Origin of the sequence: Microbacterium sp. ZW T6_19 (assembly GCF_044987465.1) — a bacterium.
Classification (GTDB): domain Bacteria; phylum Actinomycetota; class Actinomycetes; order Actinomycetales; family Microbacteriaceae; genus Microbacterium; species Microbacterium natoriense_A.
Genome location: NZ_JBJDRH010000001.1, coordinates 43,209 through 65,083, shown reverse-complemented (window position 1 = coordinate 65,083; position 21,875 = coordinate 43,209). Strand labels below are relative to the sequence as shown.

General features: G+C 68.9%; 14 protein-coding genes. 9 read left to right on the top strand and 5 right to left on the bottom strand.

The annotated features are described in order from the left end of the window. Window positions 1-19 precede the first annotated feature (19 nt). The 4 genes from ACI3KT_RS00275 to ACI3KT_RS00260 all read right to left on the bottom strand — a co-directional run bounded on the left by ACI3KT_RS00275 (window position 20) and on the right by ACI3KT_RS00260 (window position 10,292). On the bottom strand, window positions 20-3,061 hold the full coding sequence (locus tag ACI3KT_RS00275; RefSeq protein ID WP_404901702.1) for a family 43 glycosylhydrolase: 3,042 nt from the start codon (window positions 3,059-3,061) through the stop codon (window positions 20-22). Then, window positions 3,058-3,594, bottom strand: coding sequence for a hypothetical protein (locus ACI3KT_RS00270; protein ID WP_404901699.1), 537 nt, complete (start codon window positions 3,592-3,594; stop codon window positions 3,058-3,060). Before ACI3KT_RS00270 ends, ACI3KT_RS00275 begins: the two co-directional genes overlap by 4 nt. Beyond that, window positions 3,582-9,077, bottom strand: coding sequence for an OmpL47-type beta-barrel domain-containing protein (locus tag ACI3KT_RS00265; RefSeq protein ID WP_404901696.1), 5,496 nt, complete (start codon window positions 9,075-9,077; stop codon window positions 3,582-3,584). The genes ACI3KT_RS00270 and ACI3KT_RS00265 overlap by 13 nt, the downstream gene beginning before the upstream one ends. A 192-nt stretch (window positions 9,078-9,269) precedes the next feature. Continuing rightward, window positions 9,270-10,292 (bottom strand): LacI family DNA-binding transcriptional regulator, encoded by a 1,023-nt coding sequence (locus tag ACI3KT_RS00260; RefSeq protein WP_404901693.1) that lies wholly within the window; start codon window positions 10,290-10,292, stop codon window positions 9,270-9,272. A gap of 165 nt (window positions 10,293-10,457) precedes the next feature. Here ACI3KT_RS00260 and ACI3KT_RS00255 point away from each other — a divergent pair, with 165 nt between their 5' ends. From ACI3KT_RS00255 to ACI3KT_RS00235, 5 genes are all read left to right on the top strand, one after another. After that, window positions 10,458-11,753 carry an ABC transporter substrate-binding protein gene (locus tag ACI3KT_RS00255; protein ID WP_404901691.1) on the top strand — a complete coding sequence of 432 codons (1,296 nt, stop codon included), beginning with the start codon at window positions 10,458-10,460 and terminating at the stop codon, window positions 11,751-11,753. 55 nt (window positions 11,754-11,808) lie between these two features. After that, window positions 11,809-12,714: a carbohydrate ABC transporter permease gene (locus ACI3KT_RS00250; RefSeq protein WP_404901689.1), complete on the top strand. Its 906-nt coding sequence runs from the start codon at window positions 11,809-11,811 to the stop codon at window positions 12,712-12,714. Between the two features lie 3 nt (window positions 12,715-12,717). After that, on the top strand, window positions 12,718-13,608 hold the full coding sequence (locus tag ACI3KT_RS00245; RefSeq protein ID WP_404901687.1) for a carbohydrate ABC transporter permease: 891 nt from the start codon (window positions 12,718-12,720) through the stop codon (window positions 13,606-13,608). Between the two features lie 3 nt (window positions 13,609-13,611). After that, window positions 13,612-15,474, top strand: coding sequence for a glycoside hydrolase family 127 protein (locus tag ACI3KT_RS00240; protein WP_404901686.1), 1,863 nt, complete (start codon window positions 13,612-13,614; stop codon window positions 15,472-15,474). A 100-nt stretch (window positions 15,475-15,574) separates the two neighbouring features. Next, window positions 15,575-16,177, top strand: a complete 603-nt coding sequence (locus ACI3KT_RS00235) for an HD domain-containing protein (RefSeq protein ID WP_404901684.1) — start codon at window positions 15,575-15,577, stop codon at window positions 16,175-16,177. 12 nt (window positions 16,178-16,189) lie between these two features. Here the strand turns inward: ACI3KT_RS00235 and ACI3KT_RS00230 are convergent, their stop codons facing one another. Continuing rightward, complete coding sequence (locus ACI3KT_RS00230) at window positions 16,190-17,467, bottom strand: FAD-binding protein (protein ID WP_404901681.1); 1,278 nt, start codon at window positions 17,465-17,467, stop codon at window positions 16,190-16,192. Between the two features lie 55 nt (window positions 17,468-17,522). Here ACI3KT_RS00230 and ACI3KT_RS00225 point away from each other — a divergent pair, with 55 nt between their 5' ends. The 4 genes from ACI3KT_RS00225 to ACI3KT_RS00210 all read left to right on the top strand — a co-directional run bounded on the left by ACI3KT_RS00225 (window position 17,523) and on the right by ACI3KT_RS00210 (window position 21,861). Beyond that, window positions 17,523-18,569 (top strand): LacI family DNA-binding transcriptional regulator, encoded by a 1,047-nt coding sequence (locus ACI3KT_RS00225; RefSeq protein WP_404901679.1) that lies wholly within the window; start codon window positions 17,523-17,525, stop codon window positions 18,567-18,569. Window positions 18,570-18,671: 102 nt separating this feature from the next. Next, complete coding sequence (locus tag ACI3KT_RS00220; RefSeq protein WP_307299218.1) at window positions 18,672-20,009, top strand: extracellular solute-binding protein; 1,338 nt, start codon at window positions 18,672-18,674, stop codon at window positions 20,007-20,009. Continuing rightward, the gene (locus ACI3KT_RS00215; RefSeq protein ID WP_404901676.1) at window positions 20,006-20,956 is read left to right on the top strand and encodes a carbohydrate ABC transporter permease; all 951 of its coding nucleotides are present in this window, start codon (window positions 20,006-20,008) and stop codon (window positions 20,954-20,956) included. Before ACI3KT_RS00220 ends, ACI3KT_RS00215 begins: the two co-directional genes overlap by 4 nt. Continuing rightward, window positions 20,956-21,861 (top strand): carbohydrate ABC transporter permease, encoded by a 906-nt coding sequence (locus ACI3KT_RS00210; protein WP_404901674.1) that lies wholly within the window; start codon window positions 20,956-20,958, stop codon window positions 21,859-21,861. Before ACI3KT_RS00215 ends, ACI3KT_RS00210 begins: the two co-directional genes overlap by 1 nt. Window positions 21,862-21,875: the final 14 nt, after the last annotated feature.

Sequence of the window (21,875 nt, the reverse complement as noted above, 5' to 3'; positions counted from 1 at the left end):
TTTCGGGGCGGGTTGCCGGTCACCGGCAGGTGCGGGCGGGGAAGGGCGCGGAAAGCGGCAGGGTGACGGCTGCGCCGTCGATCGTGCCGGAGACCGTCGCGGTCACGACGCCCGCCGGGAGGACCGCGAGACGCGTCGAGACGCTCGCGCTGGTCGACGCACCCGGCTGCACCGACGCCGACCTGCGGCCATAGGGGGTCGCGATGTCGAACACGAGCGGCACGGCATCCGCGTTCTTCGCCGTCATCACGAGCACGGCTGCGCCCGCGACGCAGCGCGAGGTCACCGCGACCGAGGCATCGATCGCGGGCGGCGCCTCGGCCGCCCAGGCCTGGAACTCGAGGATCCCGCTCGATCCGCCGGCGCTGTCCTGTCCCCACGCCTGCATGAGGGCACGGAGTCTCGTCGTCGCGACCGGGGCGAAGGCGACCTCGTTGACCGTGTCGGATGAGCGGCCGTACGCTCCGGCCATCGACACATCGGCCCACGCACCGGCCGCTTCGTCGAAGTACTGCAGCCTCCACTCGCGCGGAGGGATCATGCCGCCTCCTGCCTCGTCCGGCTGATCACGGAAGAAGAGCACTCCTGCCCGATCGATCGTGACCTCGCGATCCCAGGTCAGCTGCACCCACTGCTCGCCGACGTTCGGCCAGGTGCCCCAGGACGCTCCGCTGAGCGACTCGTCGTTCACCGCGGTGACGCTGTTCCATCCCGAGGTGTACGAGGCGGTCGGTGTCGCGATCGGTGCGATGTTCCCGGTGAGCGGCGCATCGGGCGACAGCGGGACGGCCGTGCTCGACAGCGTCGAGACGTTGCCGGCCAGGTCACGTGCACGCAGATGGACCACGTGCCGGGCGCCGTCGAGGGCGACGGGCGCGAGGTACGGCTGCCACCCCGAGGGTGCGTCGATCGCATACTCGATCGCCGCGACGCCTGATCCGCTGTCCGAGGCGCTCGCGGTGACCGTCCGCCCCTCGGGAGAGAAGGTTCCGGCGACCTGCGGCGCCGCGGTGTCGATGCGCACCTCGGTGCTTGCGATCGCCGAGACGTTGCCCGCGGCATCCATCGCCCTCGCCGTCACCGCTGTCAGCCCGTCCTCGGCCACGACCGTGTCGACCTGGTGCGCGTTCTCGGTGGTCGTCCACTCCGCCGAACCGGTGGCGACGTCGATGCGCATGCGCACGTCGCGATCATCGGATGCCGTCGCACGGATCGTCACGGGGGTGACGAACCAGCCCGATCCGCCCTGCGTGCCGAGCGCCTCGATCGAGAGCTCCGGTGCCGTCATGTCGGGTGTGCCCGGCGGCACCGGCTCCCGCACGGTGACCGTGGCGTCGACCCGGCCCGCGGCGTACCCCTCGACCGTGCCGGCGACGGAGAGCTCACCGGCGGCGGCCAGATCGGCGTCGTCGATCGCGTCCCAGTGCACCGGCACGAGGATCTTCTCGTCGGCGAAGTTCACCGCGACCGCGTCGGGCAGCGCGGGCTGCACGCCGACCGTGGTCGTCGTGCTCACCGGGTCGACCGAGTCGGGCTGAGCGGCGTGCACCTCCCATTCCTCGACGGCCAGACCGGAGTACTGGGGAGGCGTCGCGGAATTCGGCGAGGCGTTCAGCACGGCACGCAGCCGCGAGGTCGTCACGGCGTCGAACGTCACCTCGTGCATCTGCGTCGTGGTCGTCGGGTAGCCGCTCGGGTTCGACACGTCCTTCCAGAGCCCGCCGTCCCAGTACTGCAGCACCCACGACGCCGGGTCTGCGACGCCGTCGCCCGTGCCGGGTGCGGCGTCGCGCCAGAAGTCGATGCTCGCGCTGTCGATGCGCACCGGACGCTCCCAGTCGTACTGGATCCACTGCTGCGCGGGACGCACCGAGGACCAGCTGCCCCACATGTCCGGCGGCAGCGGATTGGGCCGCACGATCTCGTCGTTGAGCGCGTCGATCCAGTACTGCGTGGGGATCGGCTCGTTCGATGCGGATGCCGTCGCCCACGGGGCGACGTTGGAACGCGGTGCGAGATCGATGTCGTGCGCGGGTGTGGTGACGACCGGCATGATCCGCGCGGGGGTCTGCGTGTCGTCCCACTCGAGCACGTCGATCGCGACCGAACGCCGGAAGTGGTTTCCGCCGGCCGCATCGGCCGTGTGATACGCGATGTACCACGTGTCGTCGAACTCGGCGATGGCCGGGTGGCTGGTGGTCGACGAGACGGGGGCGAGGATGCGGCCCTGATACGTCCAGGGGCCGAGCGGACTCGACGCCGTCGAGTAGGCGATGCAGGCGTGGTACACCGCAGGGGTGCAGTTGCTGTCAGGGCCGGCGTTGTTGGCCGCGTACGCCAGGTAGTACGTGCCGTTGCGCGTGAACAGCCACGCGGCTTCGAAGAAGCCGTCGACGCCCGAGGTGATCGTCATCGGGGATCCGATGAGGGTCTTCATGTCGTCATCCAGCTGCGTCGCCATCAGGCGGCTGAAACTTCCCCAGTACATCCACACCGTGCCGTCGTCGTCGACGAGCACGGTCGGGTCGATGTTGTGGGCGTCGTTGCCGAGGATGCTCTGCGAGACGATGGGGCCGCCGACGTGGTCGGTCCACGGCCCGAGAGGGCTGTCGGACACGGCGACGCCGATGCCGAACTTGTCGGGTGAACTGCTCTCGGCCTCGTTCACCGGCACGTACCAGTAGAACCGCCCGTCCCCGCCCTTCACGACCTGACCTGCATAGGCGCGGCCGGGCGTAGCCCACTCGAACACCTCTTCCGGCCGCATCACGGACGGGTGATGCTCCCACTCCCCTGAATCGGGGTCGGTTGTCGAGAACGCCTGCCACTCGTTCATGATGAAGTCGTTCGTGGTGGGACCCGCCTCGTCACGGCCCGCGTGGATGTACAGCGTTCCGTCGTCGACGAGCAGCGTCGGGTCGGCCGAGTACACCGTGCCGTCGCCGATGATCGGGTTGACCGTCGCGGCGGCCGCCGAGGAGAGCGGCAGGAGGGCGGCGACGAGCAGCACGGCCGTGCCTGCCGCCGTGACGGCGACGTTACGCCAGGGTCTGCGGATCATGAGAGGAACTCCTTCGGACGCAGGCGAGCGGCTCTGCGTCGCGCGCGGATGATGAGCGCGACGGCGCCCAGGATGACGATCGCGACGATGACCGTGATCGCAGGGATGACCGGGAAGCCGGGATCGGCCACGGCTTGTTTAGGCTCGCCCGCGGGAGCGACGGAGGAGCCGACGCTGGCGCCGGAGGTCAACTCGCGATCGCCGTTCACCGCCACGAGCTGGGCGACGCCGAGGTTGGTGTCGAGCGGCAGCGAGACGGTCGCCGTCCCTGTCCCGTCGGTCCCGACCGTGAGCACACCCAGCGCGGTGGCGGTGCTCTGTTCGCGGATCTCCCACGTCGACCCCGGCTCGGCCTCGATGACCGTCACGGGGATCGGCTCACCGACCGCGATGGCGCGGACGCCGATGTGGAATGAAGCCCCTTGCCCGTCCCCTCCGTCGGCGGCCGCGGATGCGGCGACCGCCGACGAGAGGAGGAGCGACAGCACGACCACGGCAGCCGCTCTGATCGCCGCCGAGATCATCGTGTGCATGTGCTCGCGACATAGGCGACCGTGCGCTGCTCGCTCACGGCGACTCCGTCGATCTCTCCGGTGACGGTGGCGCCGACCGTGCCGGCGGGCATCTCGGCGAGGCGCGTCGTGAAGCTGTGGCTCTGGGTCTTCCCCGCCGCCAGGCTCTTGATGCTCTTCGCCCCGTACGGCGTGCCGATCGCCACGTCGACGGGCTGCCCGCTGTCGTTGCGGACCGAGGTCACGAGCACGGTCTTGCCTGCGACGCAGCGCATCGTCGTCGTGATCTCGACGTCGAGCCTCGGAGCTGCTGCACCCTGCTCGAGCACCCGCCACTCCTTGATCCCGAGGCTTCCAGAGCCCTCGACCGTGCCCTGCGCCTGCAGGACCAGCCGGAGCGCGTCGGTCGTGACCGGCGCGAAGCCTACCGTGTTGTACGTGTCGACATCCGTGCCGTAAGGCGCAGTTGCGGCGACATCGATCCATTGACCGGCAGCATCGCGGTACTGCGCCTTCCAGCTCTTCGGCACCGCGATGCCCGCGCCGTTCCCGTCGAGGTTGTGCACGAAGTACGCCGCGGTCTCGTCGAGCGTCACCGGCTGGGCCCAGTCGTACTGCACCCACTGCTCGGTCACCTGCGGCCAGGCTCCCCACACGTTGACGTTGTCACCGGGGTCGACATCTCCGGATGCCGTCGGCTGCACGTCGTCGTTCAGACCGTCGACGCTGTTCCACCCGGCGGTGAAGGACGCGGTCGGAGTCGCGATCAGGGCGACGTTGCGACGATGATCCGCCGTGCCGTCCGGCAGCACGACGTCGACGATCTCGCTCGTGCTGCCGGCCTTGTCGGTGGCCCGCAGTTGCACGGTCTGCTCGGTCACCTCGGCGAGGACCGTCTTGACGTACGGCGCCCAGGCGCCGTCGCCGACGCGGTACTCGATCGTCGCAACGCCGGATCCGGCATCCGTCGCCGAGGCCTTGACTGTGCGAGCGATCGGATCGGCCTCCGCCGTCACTTCGGGCGCTGTCGCGTCGATCGCGAACTCCGTCTCGGCGAGTGCCGAGACGTTGCTCGCCGCATCGGTCGCCCTGGCGCGCACGGTGTGCGTCCCGTCGGCCGCGACCTCGACCGGAGCCGTGTAGGCCGCCCAGACGCCGCCGTCGATCGAGATCTCGATCGCCGGCGCCGTGTCGCGGTTGTCAGTCGCCGTGGCGGTGACCGTGACCGCCCCGGTGTGCCAGCCACTTTCGGGCGCTGCGGGTGCGATGCTCACTGCTGCGGTGGGGGGCGTCGTGTCGTCGCCTCCGCCGCCTCCGTCGCCCACCGTCACCGTGGCCAGAGCCGCCGTGCTGCCGGCGATCGAGGTCTGCACGTGCCCGTCGAGCGTGAACACGCCGTCGGAGGCGTAGCTCGCGGGATCGACCGCATCCCACGTCACAGACAGGTCCTCGCGGGACCCGTCGTTATACAGCACACCCAGGGTCGCCGGAAGCTGAGGGGCGACTCCCGCCTTGGTCTTCACCGCGACCTCGTCGACGGCGTTGATCTGACCGGGGGCGGTGGCGCGCACCCAGACCGCGGCCTGCGCCGGCACGGCGGAACCAGCGACGATGCCCGTGACCGTGAACCCGCCTTCGGCGGCCACCTGGTCGGCCGTGATCGGACCCCACGCGACCGTCGCCGCCGAGCGGCTTCCGTCGGCGTAGATCGCGTCGACCTCCTCGGGCAACTCGGGCATCGTGCCGACCGCGGTGCGGACGTCGATGGGCTCGATCGCGGTCGGCGCCTCGGCGAACACCTGCCACTCGCTCACGCCGACGGCGGCGTAGGGGCTCGCGCCCGCCGCGCTCAGCACGAGTCGCAGTCGCGTCGTGGTCACGGCGTCGAAGGTCGTGAGGTTCGATTCGGTGCGAGCGATGCCGTACGCATCGGCGCCGGTGACGTCGGCCCACGCCGCGCCGGTCCAGTACTGCGCCTTCCACGCCTTCGGCACGTTCACCCCGTCGCTCGAGGCGGGGTTCGTCTGGTCGGCCCAGAACGACACCTCGGTGCTGTCGATGCGCACCGGCTGCGACCAGGCGTACTGCAGCCAGCGGGTCGCCGGGTGGTTGCCCGACCACGTTCCCCACAGGTCGCTCTGCGCGCCCCCCGAGAACAGCACCTTTCCGTCATTCACGGCGTTTACGCTGTTCCAGCCGGCGGTGTACTCCGCGGTCGGTGTGGCCGACGAGGCGACGTTGGCGCCCTGCGCGGCCACGGAACCCGCGACCGGCAGATCGACGCTCGACGAGAGCTCACCGTCGGATGCCGTCAGCCGCAGCACGTAGTCGCCCTCAGCCGTGAAGCGGACGGTGGTCGACGGCGACGCCGCGGAGTCGAACAGCGCAAGCGCTCCCTCGGGCGCCGACACGACGCTCCACTGCGAGGCGATGGCTCCGGCCGGAAGACCGTCGTCCTTGACCGTTCCGACCAGATCGATCTGTCCCGGCGTCGCGACTCCCGACTTGGTCCACGCCTGCACCGCGGGGGCGAGGTTGGTGCCCGCGGGAGCGGCGACACCGGTGTCGAACACCTGCACCTCCTTGATGGCGGTCTTGAATCCGGCTGCGTGGTTCACGGTGATGCGCACGGCGTCTCCCGTGACGGCGGGGAACTGGATGCGGTTGAGGTTCGCGCGCGGCATGGCCGGAGTGCGGGCCTGGCCGGGAACAGGATGCCATTGGCCGCCCGAGCGGTACTCGAGCGTGTACAGCGACGGCTCCGAGTAGCCGGCGACCGTCGCCGAGGACGAGCTGCGATAGAAGTACACGCGGGCGTCGTCGAAGGTCTGCGTCGATCCGAGTTCGACCGTGAGGGAGTCCTGGGCGTTCGGCGATCCGGCCGACCCCCAGAAGGGCTCGTTGATCGTGGTGCCGTCCACGGCTCCCGCTGGCGCCCGCCCTGCGGCCGAGAACGTCGCGGTGGCTGTCCTGCCGGCCGCAAGGTTCGAGCTGCCCGTGCTCGCGTCCGCGATGTCGGCGCCCGCTTTGGCGAACAGATCGACGACCCTGGCGTCATCCGCGAAGCGGACGTCCTGCGGGGCGTCGACAGACGAGGTCTGCGCCGTCACGACGTTCACGCCGTCGGCCGCCTCGACCGTGCCGGTTGCGGGGTCGTAGACGACCTTGCCGAGCGCGTCCACCGTGAATGCGAGCGTACCGTCGAGGAACACCGAGTACCCCTCGGGTACGGTCTCGCCGTAGGGGCGCTTGCCGTCGCCGGGCTCATCCCAAGTCACCGTGAGGTCGCGATCGCGGTAGCGGATGTTGTTCGCGGTGAAGTGGTCCCAGTCGATGACGATCGGATCGAGCTCGATCTTCGCATCGTCGCGGGGCCGCAGGCCCATCGCGTCTTCGATCATCGTGAAGTTGGTCGCGCCCAGGATCGTGTGGTGGATCCAGGAGCGGTATCCGATGTTCTGCGGGTCGGCCGAGCCGTCGGCCCAGAACTCGTTCTGATCGGGCAGGCGGTTGTCCCCGCCGTTCTGGTAATGCGCCCACGCGTTCCAGTACAGGAGCTTCTTGTACCACTCGGCGTCGATCGCGTCTGTCTGGTAGTCGCGCAGGACGGACGACAGCATCCGGAAGGTGACAGTGGAGTTGATCACGGAGAAGTTGTTGCTGCCCGCCTCTCCTGCCGCCGCAGCCGCGGCCTTGTCGACCTGGTTCGCCGTGTAGAACGGGAAGATCGGGTATTCCTTGTCGTCGGCCCACAGGCGCAGCGCTTCGACGTAGTCGTCGTCGTAGTCGGCATCGCCCGGCTTCGGCACCAGGCCGACTGCGAACGGGTAGTAGTTGTTGATCTCCTTCCACGGCACGTGCTCGCCCGTGTCCGCCATCGCATGCTCGATGAGCTTGCGCTCGGGGTTCCAGAGCACGTCCATGACCTGCTCCTTGATGTGCTGGGCGAACGCGTCCATCTCGTCGGCCTTGGCGGTGTCGCCCGCCACCCGGTAGGCGGATGCCGCAGCGAGCGCGTTGGAGTAGAGGTAGGCGTTCTCGGCACGATCCTGGTTGCCGGGCTTCCAGTGGAACGACACGGCGTCTGCGTCGTTGCCGGTCATCGCGCCCCAGTCGTACTCGATCAGGCCGTTGCCGTTGGTGTCGTACGCCGAGACGAGCCCTTTGACGTCGTTCTCGGCGTAGGTGGCGAGGTTCTCGGCGATGGCCGTCGGGCCGCCGTGCAGCTGGTACGAGCGCCACGCCGCCTCGGAGATGTACTCGGTGTAGCTGTTCGACCAGTTCGCGGGATCGCCGGGGTTGTCGACCATCTTCGAGCTCTTCGACGTCTCACCGGCGGAGACCCATGGGCCGTAGGAGTAGATCGGATCGCGGAAGTACTTGAGGTCGTCGATGAACATGCCCGCGGTCAGCACGATCGAGTTGTTGTATCCGAGCACGCCCTCCATCGAGGTGGGGAACTGGTAGTCGTTGCCCGGTATGTTCGCGTCGAGGAAGTTGAAGCGCATCAGCCACCAGCGGTAGAACAACGTCTTGTCGATGTTGTCCTCCGGAGTGTCCAGGTACGGCACGTTGTCGGCCCACCACCGGTTGTAGGCCGTGACGTGCGTCCTGTACGCGTCCTGCGGAGTCGCCGCACGGTAGGCGTCGTACTCGGCGCGGGAGTTCTCGATCTCGTCCGTGACCAGGCCGAGCTGCACCTTCGTCGTCACGGAACCGCCGGCCGGCACGGCGATCGTGCGCGTCAGCGAGCCCGCGTCCGCCGTGAAGCCGTCTCCCGAGAGACGCGGGTGGATCGTGGTGAGGTTGTTGAGGGCGGCCACGGTGCCGGTGAGCTCGTCGCCGTCGGACGTCGTCGCGTACGGCGAGGCCGCCCGGAGCGTGACGGATGCCGCGCCGGCCGCTGTGACCTCGAGCTCGGTGACGAGCACGTTCGCGTCTGTGATGAACTTCGTCTGCACGACCTCGATGCCCTGCGCCGCGTTGCGGTGGACGCTGCGCCAGTAGCTCGGCGTCTGCTCGCGCTTGGTCGTGTCCTCCGTGAGGGTCAGCGCGGTGCCGTCCACCTCGACGACGACCGTGTAGGCGTCGCGTCCGTCGATCGCCTCCCAGTAGGCGATCTGGCCGCCGAAGCCGAGTTTCGCCGGCTCGTGCGTCTTCATGAATGCGGCACGTCCCCGGGTGAACAGCCACTGGTTCTCGTCGCCGAAGCTGCCGGCGGTGCCGGTGCGCTGCAGCATCCGATCGATCCAGAAATCCTTTTCGGCTGACGTGCCGGCACCGGCGACGACGTCGGCGTCGAAGATCGCCTGGAGCTCGTTGCGGACGGCATAGGGAACGCCTGTCGCGGGCACGGGCTCGGCACTGCCGGAGAACACCGGATAGCCGATGTCGGTGTTGGCCGCCTGGGCCGGTGTGGCGATGATGCAGCTGGCGATGATGCCCGCAAGCCCTGCCACGGCAAGGGTGGCGCGGGGGATGCTGCGGGAAGTGGTTCGGTCCACGTCGTCCGTCCTCTCGAGCGCTGCGCTCTGCTCCGAGCGCTGCTCCGCGTCACGCTATCCACGTCGCAATGCAGAGTGCAACCCTTTTCGAAAGATTTCGAAGAAGAATGTGAGCGAGAACAGGAACACGAAAGCGGCCGTCGACTGTGTCGACGGCCGCTTCAGGCAGTCAGCAGCGAACGCCTCAGAGAGTCAGCGGCGAGCGATCGTGGAGCCGCGGATGACGAGCCGCACGGGAACCGGACGGATGCCCGATTCGGCGTCGCGGCCGTCGATCGCCGCGAAGACATGCTCGGCCGCCTTGCGCCCCAGTTTCTGCAGGTTCGCGTCGATCGACGTGAGGCCCGGGCGGGAGTTGTCGGCCAGGACCTCCCAGTTGTCGTAGCCGATCACCGCGAGATCGTCCGGCACGACGCGTCCGAGATCCCTGGCCGTGTCCAGCACGCCGCGGGCGATCTGATCCGACCCGCAGAAGATCGCATCGATGTCGGGGTAGCGCTGCAGCAGCATGGCGGCGGCATCGCGCCCCCAGTGCTCGGTCCATTCCGAGAACATCGGCTCGCCCACCATCGTCAGGCCAGCCTCATCCAGCGCTTCCCGCGCTCCCGCCAGACGATCCTGCGCCGCGGCGTACGCAGGGTCGCCGGTGACGTGGGCGATCCTCGTCCGCCCGCAGGCGATCAGGTGCTCGACGGCCATCCGCCCGCCCGCGACGTTGTCGGGGGTCAGCGAGAGATCGCGGGGATCGTCCGACGGGGCGTACGCGTACACGACCGGCACCGGGATGTGCTGCCCGAGAGACCGGCGAGGGTCGGTGGAACGACCCACGACGATGATGCCGTCGACGCGCCGGCTCAGCAGAGCGCGCAGGTGATGCTGCTCGCGGATGGCATCGCCGCGGGCGTCGCACAGGAACACGTTCACCCGCCCCTCGCCGAACGCGTCCTCCGCGCCCATCAGGATCGGGATCATGAAGCGACCCTCGAGATCGCTCGTGAGCAGACCCACGGTCCCCGAGCGCCCCGCGAGCAGTCCTCGCGCGACGACGTTCGGCGTAAACGACAGCTGCTCGGCGACGGCGAGCACGCGCGCCTTTGTCGCGGCGGCGACGTCATCACGATCGTTCAGGGCTTTCGACGCCGTCGAGATCGAGACCTGTGCGGCCCGCGCCACGTCGCTGAGCGTCACCGTGCGTGCGGCGGTTGCCTCCGTCATGTGCCCTCCTTGAGTTCTGAAAGGTTATCGGCAATGTACTTGACGACATCTTCCACATCCAGATATAACAGGTACGAAATGGTTTTCGCTACATTTCGGAGAACCCGTCCGAGCAACGAGGCGAAGCACCCCCATCGTTCAAAGAAGAGCCAGAGGAGAACACCCATGCCCATCACCCGGAACCGCGGTCCCGTCAGAGGCGCGGCGATCGCCGTCGCAGCGGGCCTGCTGGTCGCAGGACTCGCCGCCTGCTCACCGGCCGCCGACGTGGCGTCCGACGAGCCGATCACCGCGGAGGGCGTCGACGACGGCTCGACCCTGACGCTGTGGACCCGCGCGCCCATGGAGCACCAGGCCAAGCTGCTCGTCGACGCGTACAACTCCTCGCACGAGAACCAGGTCGAGCTCACGATCGTCCCCAACGACGACTACGTCGCCAAGGTCGGCGCAGCCGCCGGCTCCGGAGGCCTTCCCGACCTGTTCGCCGCCGACATCGTGTACGTGCCGAACTGGGTCGAGCAGGGTCTCTTCAAGGACATCTCCGCCCAGATCGACGAGCTCGACTACAAGGACTCCATCAACCAGGGGCACCTCTCAGCCGGGGCCCTCGACGGCAAGGAGCACGTGCTGCCCTTCGTCCTCGACTTGTCGATGCTGTTCTGGAACAAGGAGCTCTTCGCCGAAGCCGGGCTCGACCCCGACAAGGCGCCCGCGACGCTGCAGGAGTTCGCGGATGCCGCGACGGCCGTGCAGGCGCTGAACAAGCCCGACACCTACGGCACGGCTACCGGGCTGAACTGCGGTGGATGCCTCGTGTTCACCTGGTTCCCGTCGATCTGGGCGTCCGGCGACGAGGTCATGGGCGACGACGGCGCCGAGTCCCTGCTGAGCGGCGACGCCGCGCAGGAGGTCTACAAGACCTGGGCCGGCCTCGAAGAGGCCGGAGCCGTGCTGCCGAGCTCGACCGACGAGACGGGACCGACCTGGACCGCGGCGTTCAGCGAGGGCAAGGTCGGCGTCATGCCGTTCCCGGCGACGCTGCTGCCCACGCTCGAGTTCGACGCGGGCGTTGCCGGCATCCCCGGTGTCGACGGCGGTGCGTCCACGTTCGTGGGCGGCGACGGCATCGGGATCTCGAAGGACTCGAAGCAGTCCCCGCAGGCGTGGAACTTCCTGAACTGGCTGATGTCCGAGGACGCTCAGGTCGAGGTCCTCGCGAAGGACGGCAACGCCGTGTCGCGTGGCGACCTGGCCGACAACGAGTACGCCTCGGCTGATCCCCGCCTCGTGACGATCAACGAGGTCGCCGCACAGGGCGACACCCCGGTGGCGCTGAACTTCCAGCAGGCGTTCAACGCTCCGGGCAGCCCGTGGCTCACGCTCGTCCGCAACGCCGTGCTGAACGGCGAGGACTCCGTGGACGCCGACAACGACGAGATCACCGCGATCCTCTCGCAGTGACCCCGTGTGCGGGGGCGGCGGTCGCCGCCCCCGCACCTCGACGAAAGTGACTCTGATGACCACGACCGCAGCGCCGCCCCGTCGGCGCCGACCTCGCACGGGCTTCGGCGGCCCGGTGCAGGGCTGGCTGTACGCCGCTCCGACCGCGATCTTCGTCGCCCTGCTCTTCGTGGTGCCGCTGGTGCTCGTACTGCAGATGTCGGCATCCGACTGGCCGCTGCTCAGCGGCAACCGAGGGCTGAACTTCCCCGAGAACTACTCGGATTCCGTGATGCACCGGCTCTTCTGGGATTCCGTCCGGTTCACGCTGCTCTACACCGTGATCACCACCGTGATCCTGATCGGGCTCGGGCTCGGTCTCGCCCTGCTCGTGCAGGAGTCGACCAGGTGGAAGGGCTTCCTGCGCACCGCATTCCTCATCCCCAGCGCGCTCGGCCTGGCATCCGCCTCGCTCCTGTTCTACGTGCTGTACTCGCCCATCGCGGGCCCTTTCGCCGACCTCATGAAGTCGTGGGGAGTGACGTTCCTCGGCACCCCCGAGGGCGCACTGTGGTCGACGATCTTCCTGATCGTCTGGCGCTACGCCGGCTTCTACATGCTGCTGATGCTCGTCGGGCTGCAGGGCATCCCCGACGACGTGTACGAAGCCGCCCGCATCGACGGGGCGAGCCGCTGGCAGACCTTCCGCGACATCACGGTCCCGCTGCTGAAGCCCACCTTCGCGCTCACGACCGTGATGTGCGTGACGGGTTCACTGCTCGCGTTCGAGCAGTTCTACATCCTCACCAAGGGCGGTCCCGACAACAGCACCATGACGGTCGTGCAGCTGATCTACAACGTCGCCTTCCAGGGGCAGAACAGCCTCGGCATCGCCGGCGCGCTGTCGGTCATCGTGCTGCTCGCCCTGATCGTCATCAACGTCTTCCAGCTGCGCGCCTTCCGGCGTCCCGACGAGAGCTGAATCATGTCCCAGACTCTGACCCGCACCATCGTCGCGCCGAACCACCAGCCGACCGCCCCTCGCTATCGGTCGAAGGCCGCGCGCGTCGTCTTCGGCATCCCCTACTGGGTGTTCACGACCGCACTCGCGGTGATCTTCCTCTACCCCCTGATCTGGACCGGAGTCTCCTCCGTCGGCCCTCGGGCCGGCACGAGCCAGACCGACGGGTGGGGCTTCGGCAACTACGCGGCCCTCGGCTCGTACCAGGCCGGCATCTGGGTGTACCTGGGCAACTCGATCTTCGTGTCGGTGCTGACCGTCGCACTCACCCTGTTCATCTCGCTGCTGGGCGGCTACGCGTTCGCCCGCTTCTCGTTCCCGGGCAAGAACGCGCTGTTCCTCGTGACCCTCGCGATCCTGATGGTGCCGTACGCGACGCTGCTGATCCCGCTCTACGTGATCCTCAACTCGGTCGGCCTGCAGAACTCCCTCGTCGGCGTCGCGCTCGTCATCACGATGTTCCAGCTGCCGTTCTCGATGTTCATGATGCGCATCTCGTTCGAGTCCATCCCGAAGGAGATGGACGAGGCCGCGATGGTCGACGGATGCTCCAGCTGGGGCGCACTGTGGCGGGTGCTGCTGCCCGCGGTCAAGCCCGGGCTGGTCACCGTCGGCCTGTTCGCGTTCCTCACGGCGTGGAACGACTTCATGGCCCCGCTGATCCTCATCAACGACTCGAACCGGATGACGCTGCCGCTCGCCGTGGCGAACCTCCGCGGTCAGGTGCAGGGCGTCGTCGACTACGGGGCCACGGAGGCCGGCGTGGTCGTGCTGGCGCTCCCCTGCATCCTGCTGTTCCTGATCCTGCAAAGACACTACGTGCGCGGCTTCATGTCGGGCGCCTTCAAGGGCTGATCCATGACTCACTTCTCCTCTCTCACCACCGCCCCCGTCGCCCCGGTCGCGCCTCGCGCGGGGCGCCTGCGCCCTCTGGGCCTCGACGAGGTTCACATCTCCGACGGGTTCTGGGCTGAACGCCAGCGCATCAACGGAGAGAACACGCTCGCGCACATCGAGAGTCGGCTGGAATCCGAAGGCTGGCTGCCCAACTTCGATCTGGCCGCCCGCGGTGAGCTCCCCGAGGGTCGTCGGGGCCGGGAGTTCTCGGATTCCGAGGTGTACAAGTACCTCGAAGCCGTGGCATGGGAGATCTTCCGCACCGACGACCCGGCCCTCGAGGCGCGGTTGCGCCACGTGGTCGACCGGGTGGCCGCGGCACAGGAGCCCGACGGATACCTGAACACGCGATTCGGACGCCCTGGCCAGGGCGCACGCTGGTCGGAGCTCGACTGGGGTCACGAGCTGTATTGCCTCGGCCATCTCTTCCAGGCGGCCGTCGCCCGTGCGCGCACCCGCCCGGATGCCGACGACGGGCTGCTCGGGATCGCGATCCGCGCCGCCGACCTGGTGTGCCGCGAGTTCGGCCCGGACGGACGCGACGCCATCTGCGGCCACGCCGAGGTCGAGGTCGGACTCGCCGAGCTCGGCCGGTTGACCGGTGACGAGCGGTATCTCGCCCAGGCGGCGCTCTTCGTCGAACGACACGGTCGCGGCACGCTGCCCGACATCGAGTTCGGACGCGTCTACTACCAGGACGACGTGCCCGTGCGAGAGGCCGAGGCGCTGCGCGGCCACGCAGTGAGGGCGAACTACCTGTCATCGGCTGCGGTCGACGTGGCAGTGGAGACCGCAGACGACGATCTGCTCGAGGCGCTGCGCAGGCAGTGGGAGCGCACGGTCGCCCGCCGCACGTACATCACCGGCGGTCAGGGCTCGCACCACCAGGACGAGGCGTTCGGCGACGACTACGAGCTTCCGCCGGACCGTGCGTACTCCGAGACCTGCGCGGGCATCGGCTCGATCATGTTCTCGTGGCGACTGCTGCTCGCCGACGGCGACGCGCGCTACGCCGATCTCATCGAGCGCACGCTGTTCAACGTCGTCGCGACCTCTCCGGGGCCAGACGGGCGCTCGTTCTACTACGCCAACACCCTGCACCAGCGTGTTCCCGCGCAGCCCGCGGACCCCGAAGCGACCTCGCCCAGGGCTCATTCCTCCCTGCGCGCGCCGTGGTTCGACGTGTCCTGCTGCCCGCCGAACGTCGCGCGCACCTTCGCGAGCCTCGCGGCGCTGACCGCCACCGCGGACGACGACGGAGTCCAGGTGCATCAGTACGCCCCCTCCAGCGTGCGCACGACTCTGCCCGACGGCACCGTCGCGGCCTTCGAGGTGTCGACCGAGTATCCCGTCGACGGACGGGTGCGGGTGAATATCGTCGAGGACGGTGAGTGGACGCTCACGCTCCGCGTGCCGTCGTGGGCGCACGGGGCGACCGTGCAGGTCGGCGAGGAGGACGCCGCGGATGCCGCGCCCGGCACCGTGTCGATCCGCCGCGCGTTCCGCGCTGGAGACGTCGTGCACCTGGTGCTGCCGGTCGCCCCCCGCGTGACGGCCCCCGATCCCCGTGTCGACGCGGTGCGCGGCTGCGTCGCGATCGAGCGCGGACCCGAAGTGCTGGCTCTCGAGTCGAACGACTTCGGCGCTGACATCGCCGAGGCGATCGTCGACACGGAGCGCGGGGTGAGCGAGCAGGAAGGCGTCGTGCACGTCCGCGTGTCGCGCCGAGACACCGGAGACACCGCCGATGTCGCGCTCATCCCGTACCACTCGTGGGCGCAGCGCGGTCCGTCGACCATGCGCATCTGGCTGCCAACGAGCTGATCGCGTTCCTCTCGTTCGAATCGCGTGAATGGCGGCATTCCGCCGGATCTTGTCACCATTCACGCGGTCCGGGCGAGTGCCGGTTCATTACCCTGGCCCCATGCGCATCTCCGACTTCGCCGTGCCCGACACCCCTGCGGCCCGGGGAGCCCGCGAGCTGATGGACGAATACCACTCCCCTGCGCTGCGCAACCACGCGGTGCGGTCCTGGCTGTGGGCCGAGGCGTTCGCGGTCGTCGAAGGACGCAGCGGCGTCGATCACGAGCTGCTCTATGAGGCGGCCCTGCTGCACGACATCGGGATCGTGCCGGCGTTCGACAACCACGTGCTGGGCTATGAGGAGGCCGGCGGCCATGTCGGCGAGGCGATGGCCGCGGGTGCCGGGTGGCCGGCGGCGCGGCGCATCCGCATCAACGAGGTGATCGTGAGGCACAACTGGCCCGAGGTCGACCCGGCGTTCGACCTCGAGGGCTACCTGCTGGAGACGGCCACCGGCCTCGACATCGCCGGGCGCCGAGATGCGGAGATCCCGCTCGACTTTCGCCGCGAGGTGCTCCACGCGCACCCGCGACTCGCTCTCGCCGAGGAGTTCGGCGCCGGCGTGCGGGAGCAGGCGGCCCGCAAGCCGCACAGCCACGCCCGACGGCTGCTCGAGGGCGGGGTCGTCGACAAGCTGGCGGCGAACCCGCTTGAGCGGATCTGAGGATGGATGCGCTCAGAGACCGAGGCGCTCCAGGTACTCGTTCACGAGGCGCCGCTCGGGGTCGTGCTTCGCGACGAGAGCCGCGAAGTCGTCCCATCGCGGGTAGCGCGAGCGCACATCGGCGCCGTCGAGCGTGAACACCTTGCCCCAGTGCGGACGGGCGGATGCGGGCAGCGCGGCCTCGATGGTCGGCAGCAGCTCGCGCACCGCCGCCTCGTCGGGCTTCCACGTGAAGTGCAGGCCGACGGCATCCGTCCCGTAGGAAGAGCTCAGCCACAGATCGTCTGCGCGCACCGTGCGGATCTCATTCACGAGCAGCAGCGGTGCGATGCGGTCGGCGAGCGAACGCACGGCCTCGATGGCGGCCACGGCATCGAGGCGCGGCACCAGGTACTCGCTCTGGATCTCGGCCCCGGCCGACGGGGTGAACTCGAGCTTGAAGTGCGGCAGCCGTTGGAACCACGGGCCCGCGACGCCCTCCTGCTCGGTGCAGGCCTCGGGATCGACTCCGATGATGGGATGCCGTTTGCCCTCGGCCGGCGCAGCGCCGAGAGACACGGCGAGCGCCTCGCGCGCTGCGCGTCGCTCCGCGGCATCCGCCCTCGTGGCGGGCACCCGCTGCTTGATCCAGATCTGGTCGGCGACGTCGGTCCGCTGCCAGGTCGAGAAGATGCTGACGCTGGTTCCGACGCCCGTGACGGCGCCGAGGTCACGGAGGATCGCGTCCCACGACGGGTGCTCGAACACGTGCTGGGCGACCTGGTAGCTGGGCTCGACGTCGAGCGTCAGGTCGATCACGGCGCCGAGAGCGCCGAGCGCCACGACCGCGCCGTCAAAGCCGTCGTCTCCCCGCGCGAGGGAGCAGACTTCGCCGGATGCCGTCATCACGGTCACCGCGCGAACCGCGCTCGCGAGCGAGCCGGTAGCGTCGCCGGAGCCGTGCGTTCCCGTGGCCACGGCACCTGCGACCGAGATGTGCGGGAGGGACGCGAGGTTCGCGAGCGCCAGCCCCTGCTCCTCGAGCACGGGGGCGATGTCGCCGTAGCGGAGCCCGCCGGAAACGCGCACCGAGTCGCGAGCGGGCGAGATGTCGATCACCTGGGGCATCCGGTCGAGGGCGATCAACGAGCCTGTCGTGTCGGCGATGTCGTTGAAGCAGTGCCGGGAGCCGAGCACGCGCACGGCGCCCCCCGCGGTGAGCAGCTCGCGGAGCTCGTCGATCGACTCGGGATGCTCGATCGAGGAGGCCCGATAGAGGAGGTTGCCGGCCCAGTTGCGTTCGTCGCCCATGGTGTCAGCGTACCCGCGGGGCCGTGCCTTCAGACGCGCGGGATAGTCTGACCCCATGACAGCGCCGCCCGCTCCTCGAGCGACGATGAAAGACGTCGCGGCTCTGGCCGGAGTGTCTCCGAAGACCGTGTCGAACGTCGTCACCGGCACGGTCGTGGTGCGCGAGGAGACCAGGGCGAGGGTCGAGGCGGCTATGGCCGAACTCGATTTCGTGCCGAATCTCAGCGCGCGCGGTCTGCGCAACGGCAGAAGCGGGATCATCGCCGTCGCGCTTCCCGACCTGGGCACGGCGTACTCGGCCCAGCTCGTGCACCGCATCGTCGCCGCCGCGCACGACCGCGGCCTCGCGGTGCAGGTGGAAGAGACCGCGACCGAACCCGAACGCGAGAAGGAGCTGCTCTCTCGCGCCCGCGCCCACCTGATCGACGGCCTGATCCTGAACCCGATCCGCCTCGAGGACAGCGTCGTGAAGTACGCGGACCGCCTGCCGCCGCTCGTCGTGATCGGCGAGGTCGAGCAGAACCGCGCCGACCACGTGCGCATCGACAGCCGTGTGGCCGCATCCGAGGCGACCCGCCACGTGATCTCCCGCGGCGCGCGCCGGATCGCCGTGATCGGAGCCGACGACGACCCCGCGTTCGAGACCGCCACCAGCCGGATGCGCCTCGCGGGCGTGCACGATGCGCTGCGCGAGGCCGGCATCGCCCGCGATCGGCGACTCGAGGTCAACCTGCTGCCCTGGACGATGGCAGGCGGCGCGGAAGCTGCGCGCATGCTGCTGGCGCGCGAGGTCGACTTCGACGCGGTCGTCGCGTTCACCGACTCGATCGCCTTCGGTGCGATGCACACGCTGCACGACGCCGGCATCCGCGTTCCCGACGACGTGATCGTGACCGGCTTCGACGACGTCGAGCTCTCGGCATTCACCTCCCCGTCGCTGACGACCGTGGCCTTCGATCTGGGCGACTTCGCCGAGGCGGCGCTGGGCCTTCTCGAGTCGCGCATGGACGATCGCGTGTCGCCGCCGCGCGGGCTGATCCTGCCGCACCGGCTCATCGCGCGCGCGAGCACCTCGGCCTCGCCGGCCGGGTATCACCCCTGACCGGCAGATCGTCGCGACGGGTATCGCTCTGACTCTTGCGCCGCCGATTACCACGATGTAATGATGGGTGCGCCCCCGACGCAGTCACAAAGGAGTGACCCGATGACACCCCCGCTCGATCTCTCGCGAAGGCAGTTCCTCACCGCCGCCTCGCTGACCGCGGCAGCAGCGCTGCTCGCGGGATGCGCGCCCGGTGCGACGCCCGGCGCCGGCCCGCAGACGCTCCAGTTCTGGCATCTGCTCTCCGGCGGCGACGGCGTGACCATGTCTCAGCTGCTGCAGAAGGTCAACGACGCGCAGGACGCCTTCCGCATCCGCCCCACCGTCCTCGCCTGGGGCACGCCGTATTACACCAAGCTCGCGATGGCCGGCGCAGGCGGGCGCGCTCCCGACGTCGCCATCATGCACGCCACCCGCACGGTCGGCTGGGCTCCGGGCGGGCTGCTCGACCCGTGGGACCTCGCCCGGCTCGAGGAACTGGGCATCGACGCCTCGACGTTCCCGAAGCCCATCTGGGAGAAGGGCTTCGTCGGCGAGCAGATGTTCAGCATCGCCCTCGACGCCCACCCGTTCGTGGCCATGTTCAACACCGACATCTGCGACGCCGCCGGCGTGCTCGACTCCGACGGCGCACTGCAGGAGACGACCTCACCCGAGGAGTTCCTCGAGCAGCTCCGCGCGATCGGCGGCCAGGCGAGCGGACACGCGCTGTCGTACGGCTACCTGGGCGACGGCGCGCAGATGTGGCGCCTGTTCTACACGCTGTACTCACAGCACGGCTCGCCCATCGAGCTCCCCCCTGGCGGGAAGGCCGTGATCGACAAGGACGTGGCGGTCGAGTCTCTGACGTTCATGCGCACGCTCCTCGACGGCGAGATCGCCGCGGCCCAGGCCGACTACGGCACGGCGGTCGCAGAGTTCTCGACAGGAAAGAGCGGGATGCTGTTCACCGGCGTCTGGGAGCTGCGCACCATGCAGAACGCGAAGCTCCCGTTCGACGCGACGATGATCCCGACCCTGTACGGGACCCCAGCGGTGTACGCCGACTCGCACTCGTTCGTCCTGCCTCACCAGACCCACGCCGACAAGGCGAAGCGCGACCTGACCTATCAGTTCGTCGCCGACATGCTCAAGGGCTCGTTCGGCTGGGCCGAAGCCGGCCACATCCCCGCGTTCCTGCCCGTCACGGAGTCGCCGGAGTACGCGGATCTCGTGCCCCAGGCGCACTACGCCGAGGCTGCGAAGCACGTCGTCTACGATCCGACCGCCTGGTTCACGGGCTCCGGCTCCAACTTCCAGGGCGAGTTCGGTGCTGCCGTGCAGAACGTGCTACTCAAGGGCGACGACCCGGTCGCCGCGATCGATCGCTTCGAGGCGCGCGTGAACACGATGCTCTCGCAACCGAACCCGGCTGACCCCGAAGGGACGTTCGGCTCATGATGACCGCAGCCACCGATTCGACCCGCACGATCGTGACGGGTTCCCGCACCGCCGCCCCCGCACGCCGTGCAGGCACGCGCAGCCGCGAGCAGCTCGTCAGCTGGGCGTTCCTCGCCCCGTTCCTCATCGCCTTCGCGCTCTTCCTGGTCTGGCCGATCATCCACGGCATCGTCCTCAGCTTCACCGACGCCTCGCTCACGGGCGCCGGCGGCGGATTCGTCGGCTTCGCCAACTACGCCGAGGCGCTCAGCGACCCGGTCATGTGGCGTTCGCTGTGGAACACGATCTGGTTCACGCTGCTCTCCACCGTGCCGCTCGTCGTGATCGCCCTGCTGATGGCCGCGCTCGTCGACCGCGGCCTTCCTGGCCAGTGGCTGTGGCGGCTGTCGTTCTTCATGCCGTATCTGCTCGCCTCGACCGTGATCTCGCAGATCTGGGTCTGGATCTTCAACCCGCAGATCGGTGCGGCCAACAACATCCTGAAGGCGCTCGGCCTCGAGCCGCTCGCCTGGCTGCAGAATCCCGAGACCAACATGCTGTCGATCGTGATCGCCACGGTGTGGTGGACGGTCGGGTTCAACTTCCTGCTCTACCTGGCGGCGATGCAGAACATCCCGCCGCAGCAGTACGAGGCGGCGTCCCTCGACGGTGCGGGCGCCTGGCGCCAGTTCTGGTCGATCACGCTTCCCCAGCTGGGACCGGCGACCGTGCTCATCCTGCTGCTGCAGATCCTCGCCTCGCTGAAGCTGTTCGATCAGGCGTACCAGATGCTCGGCGGCGTCGCGAGCGACACCACCCGCTCGATCGTCCAGTACATCTACGAAGCCGGATTCGTCAGCTACCGGTTCGGCTACTCGGCCGCCATCTCTTACGTGTTCTTCGCCCTCATCGTCATCGTGGGTGTCGCGCAGGCCCTGGTCACGCGCCGCCGGAAGGAGCAGCTGTGATGTCCGCCGCGACCCTTACCCCGACCGAGGCGGTCGTCACCGCCACGCCCCGGCGCCGCTCGCACCTCCCCGGCCAGAAGCCGTTCGCGCCCCTGCGCGTCGCGGCGTTCCTGGTGCTGCTGCTGCTCGCGATCGGCTGGCTGCTGCCGTTCCTCTGGGCGGTCGCGACCGCCTTCAAGACCGAGCCGGATGCCGCATCGGGCGATCCCTCGTGGATCGGCGCCTCAGGTCCCACGGTCGACGCCTTCACGGCGATCCTTTCGCAGGGCAACGTCTACACCTGGGCGTTCAACAGCCTGTGGACGGCCGCGGCGGTGACCTTCATCACCCTGACGATCTCGGCCCTCGCGGCGTACGCGTTCTCGCGGCTCGACTTCGCGGGTCGCAAATGGCTGTTCGTCGTGATTCTCGCCTCGATCGTGGTGCCGCCGCAGGTGCTGATCATCCCGCTCTTCTACCAGATGCTCGCCTTCAACATGATCGACACCTACTGGGGACTGATCCTGCCGCAGGTGGTGGCGCCGGCGATGGTGTTCATCCTGAAGCGGTTCTTCGACGCGATCCCGATCGAGCTCGAAGACGCGGCCCGCGTCGACGGCGCCAGCCGGCTGCGCATCTTCTGGTCGGTCGTGCTGCCGCTGTCGCGCCCGATCCTGGCATCCGTCGCGATCTTCGTGTTCATCGCCGCGTGGAACAACTTCCTCTGGCCGTTCCTCGTCATCAACGACACCACGCTGATGACGCTGCCGGTCGGTCTGCAGACCGTCATCAGCGCATACGGCGTGCAGTACGCGCAGGTCATGGCGCAGGCGGTGCTCGCAGCCCTCCCCCTCATCGTCATCTTCCTCATCTTCCAGAAGCAGATCGTCAAGGGCGTCGCGACCAGCGGCTTCGGCGGTCAGTGACCCCCACCCGGCTC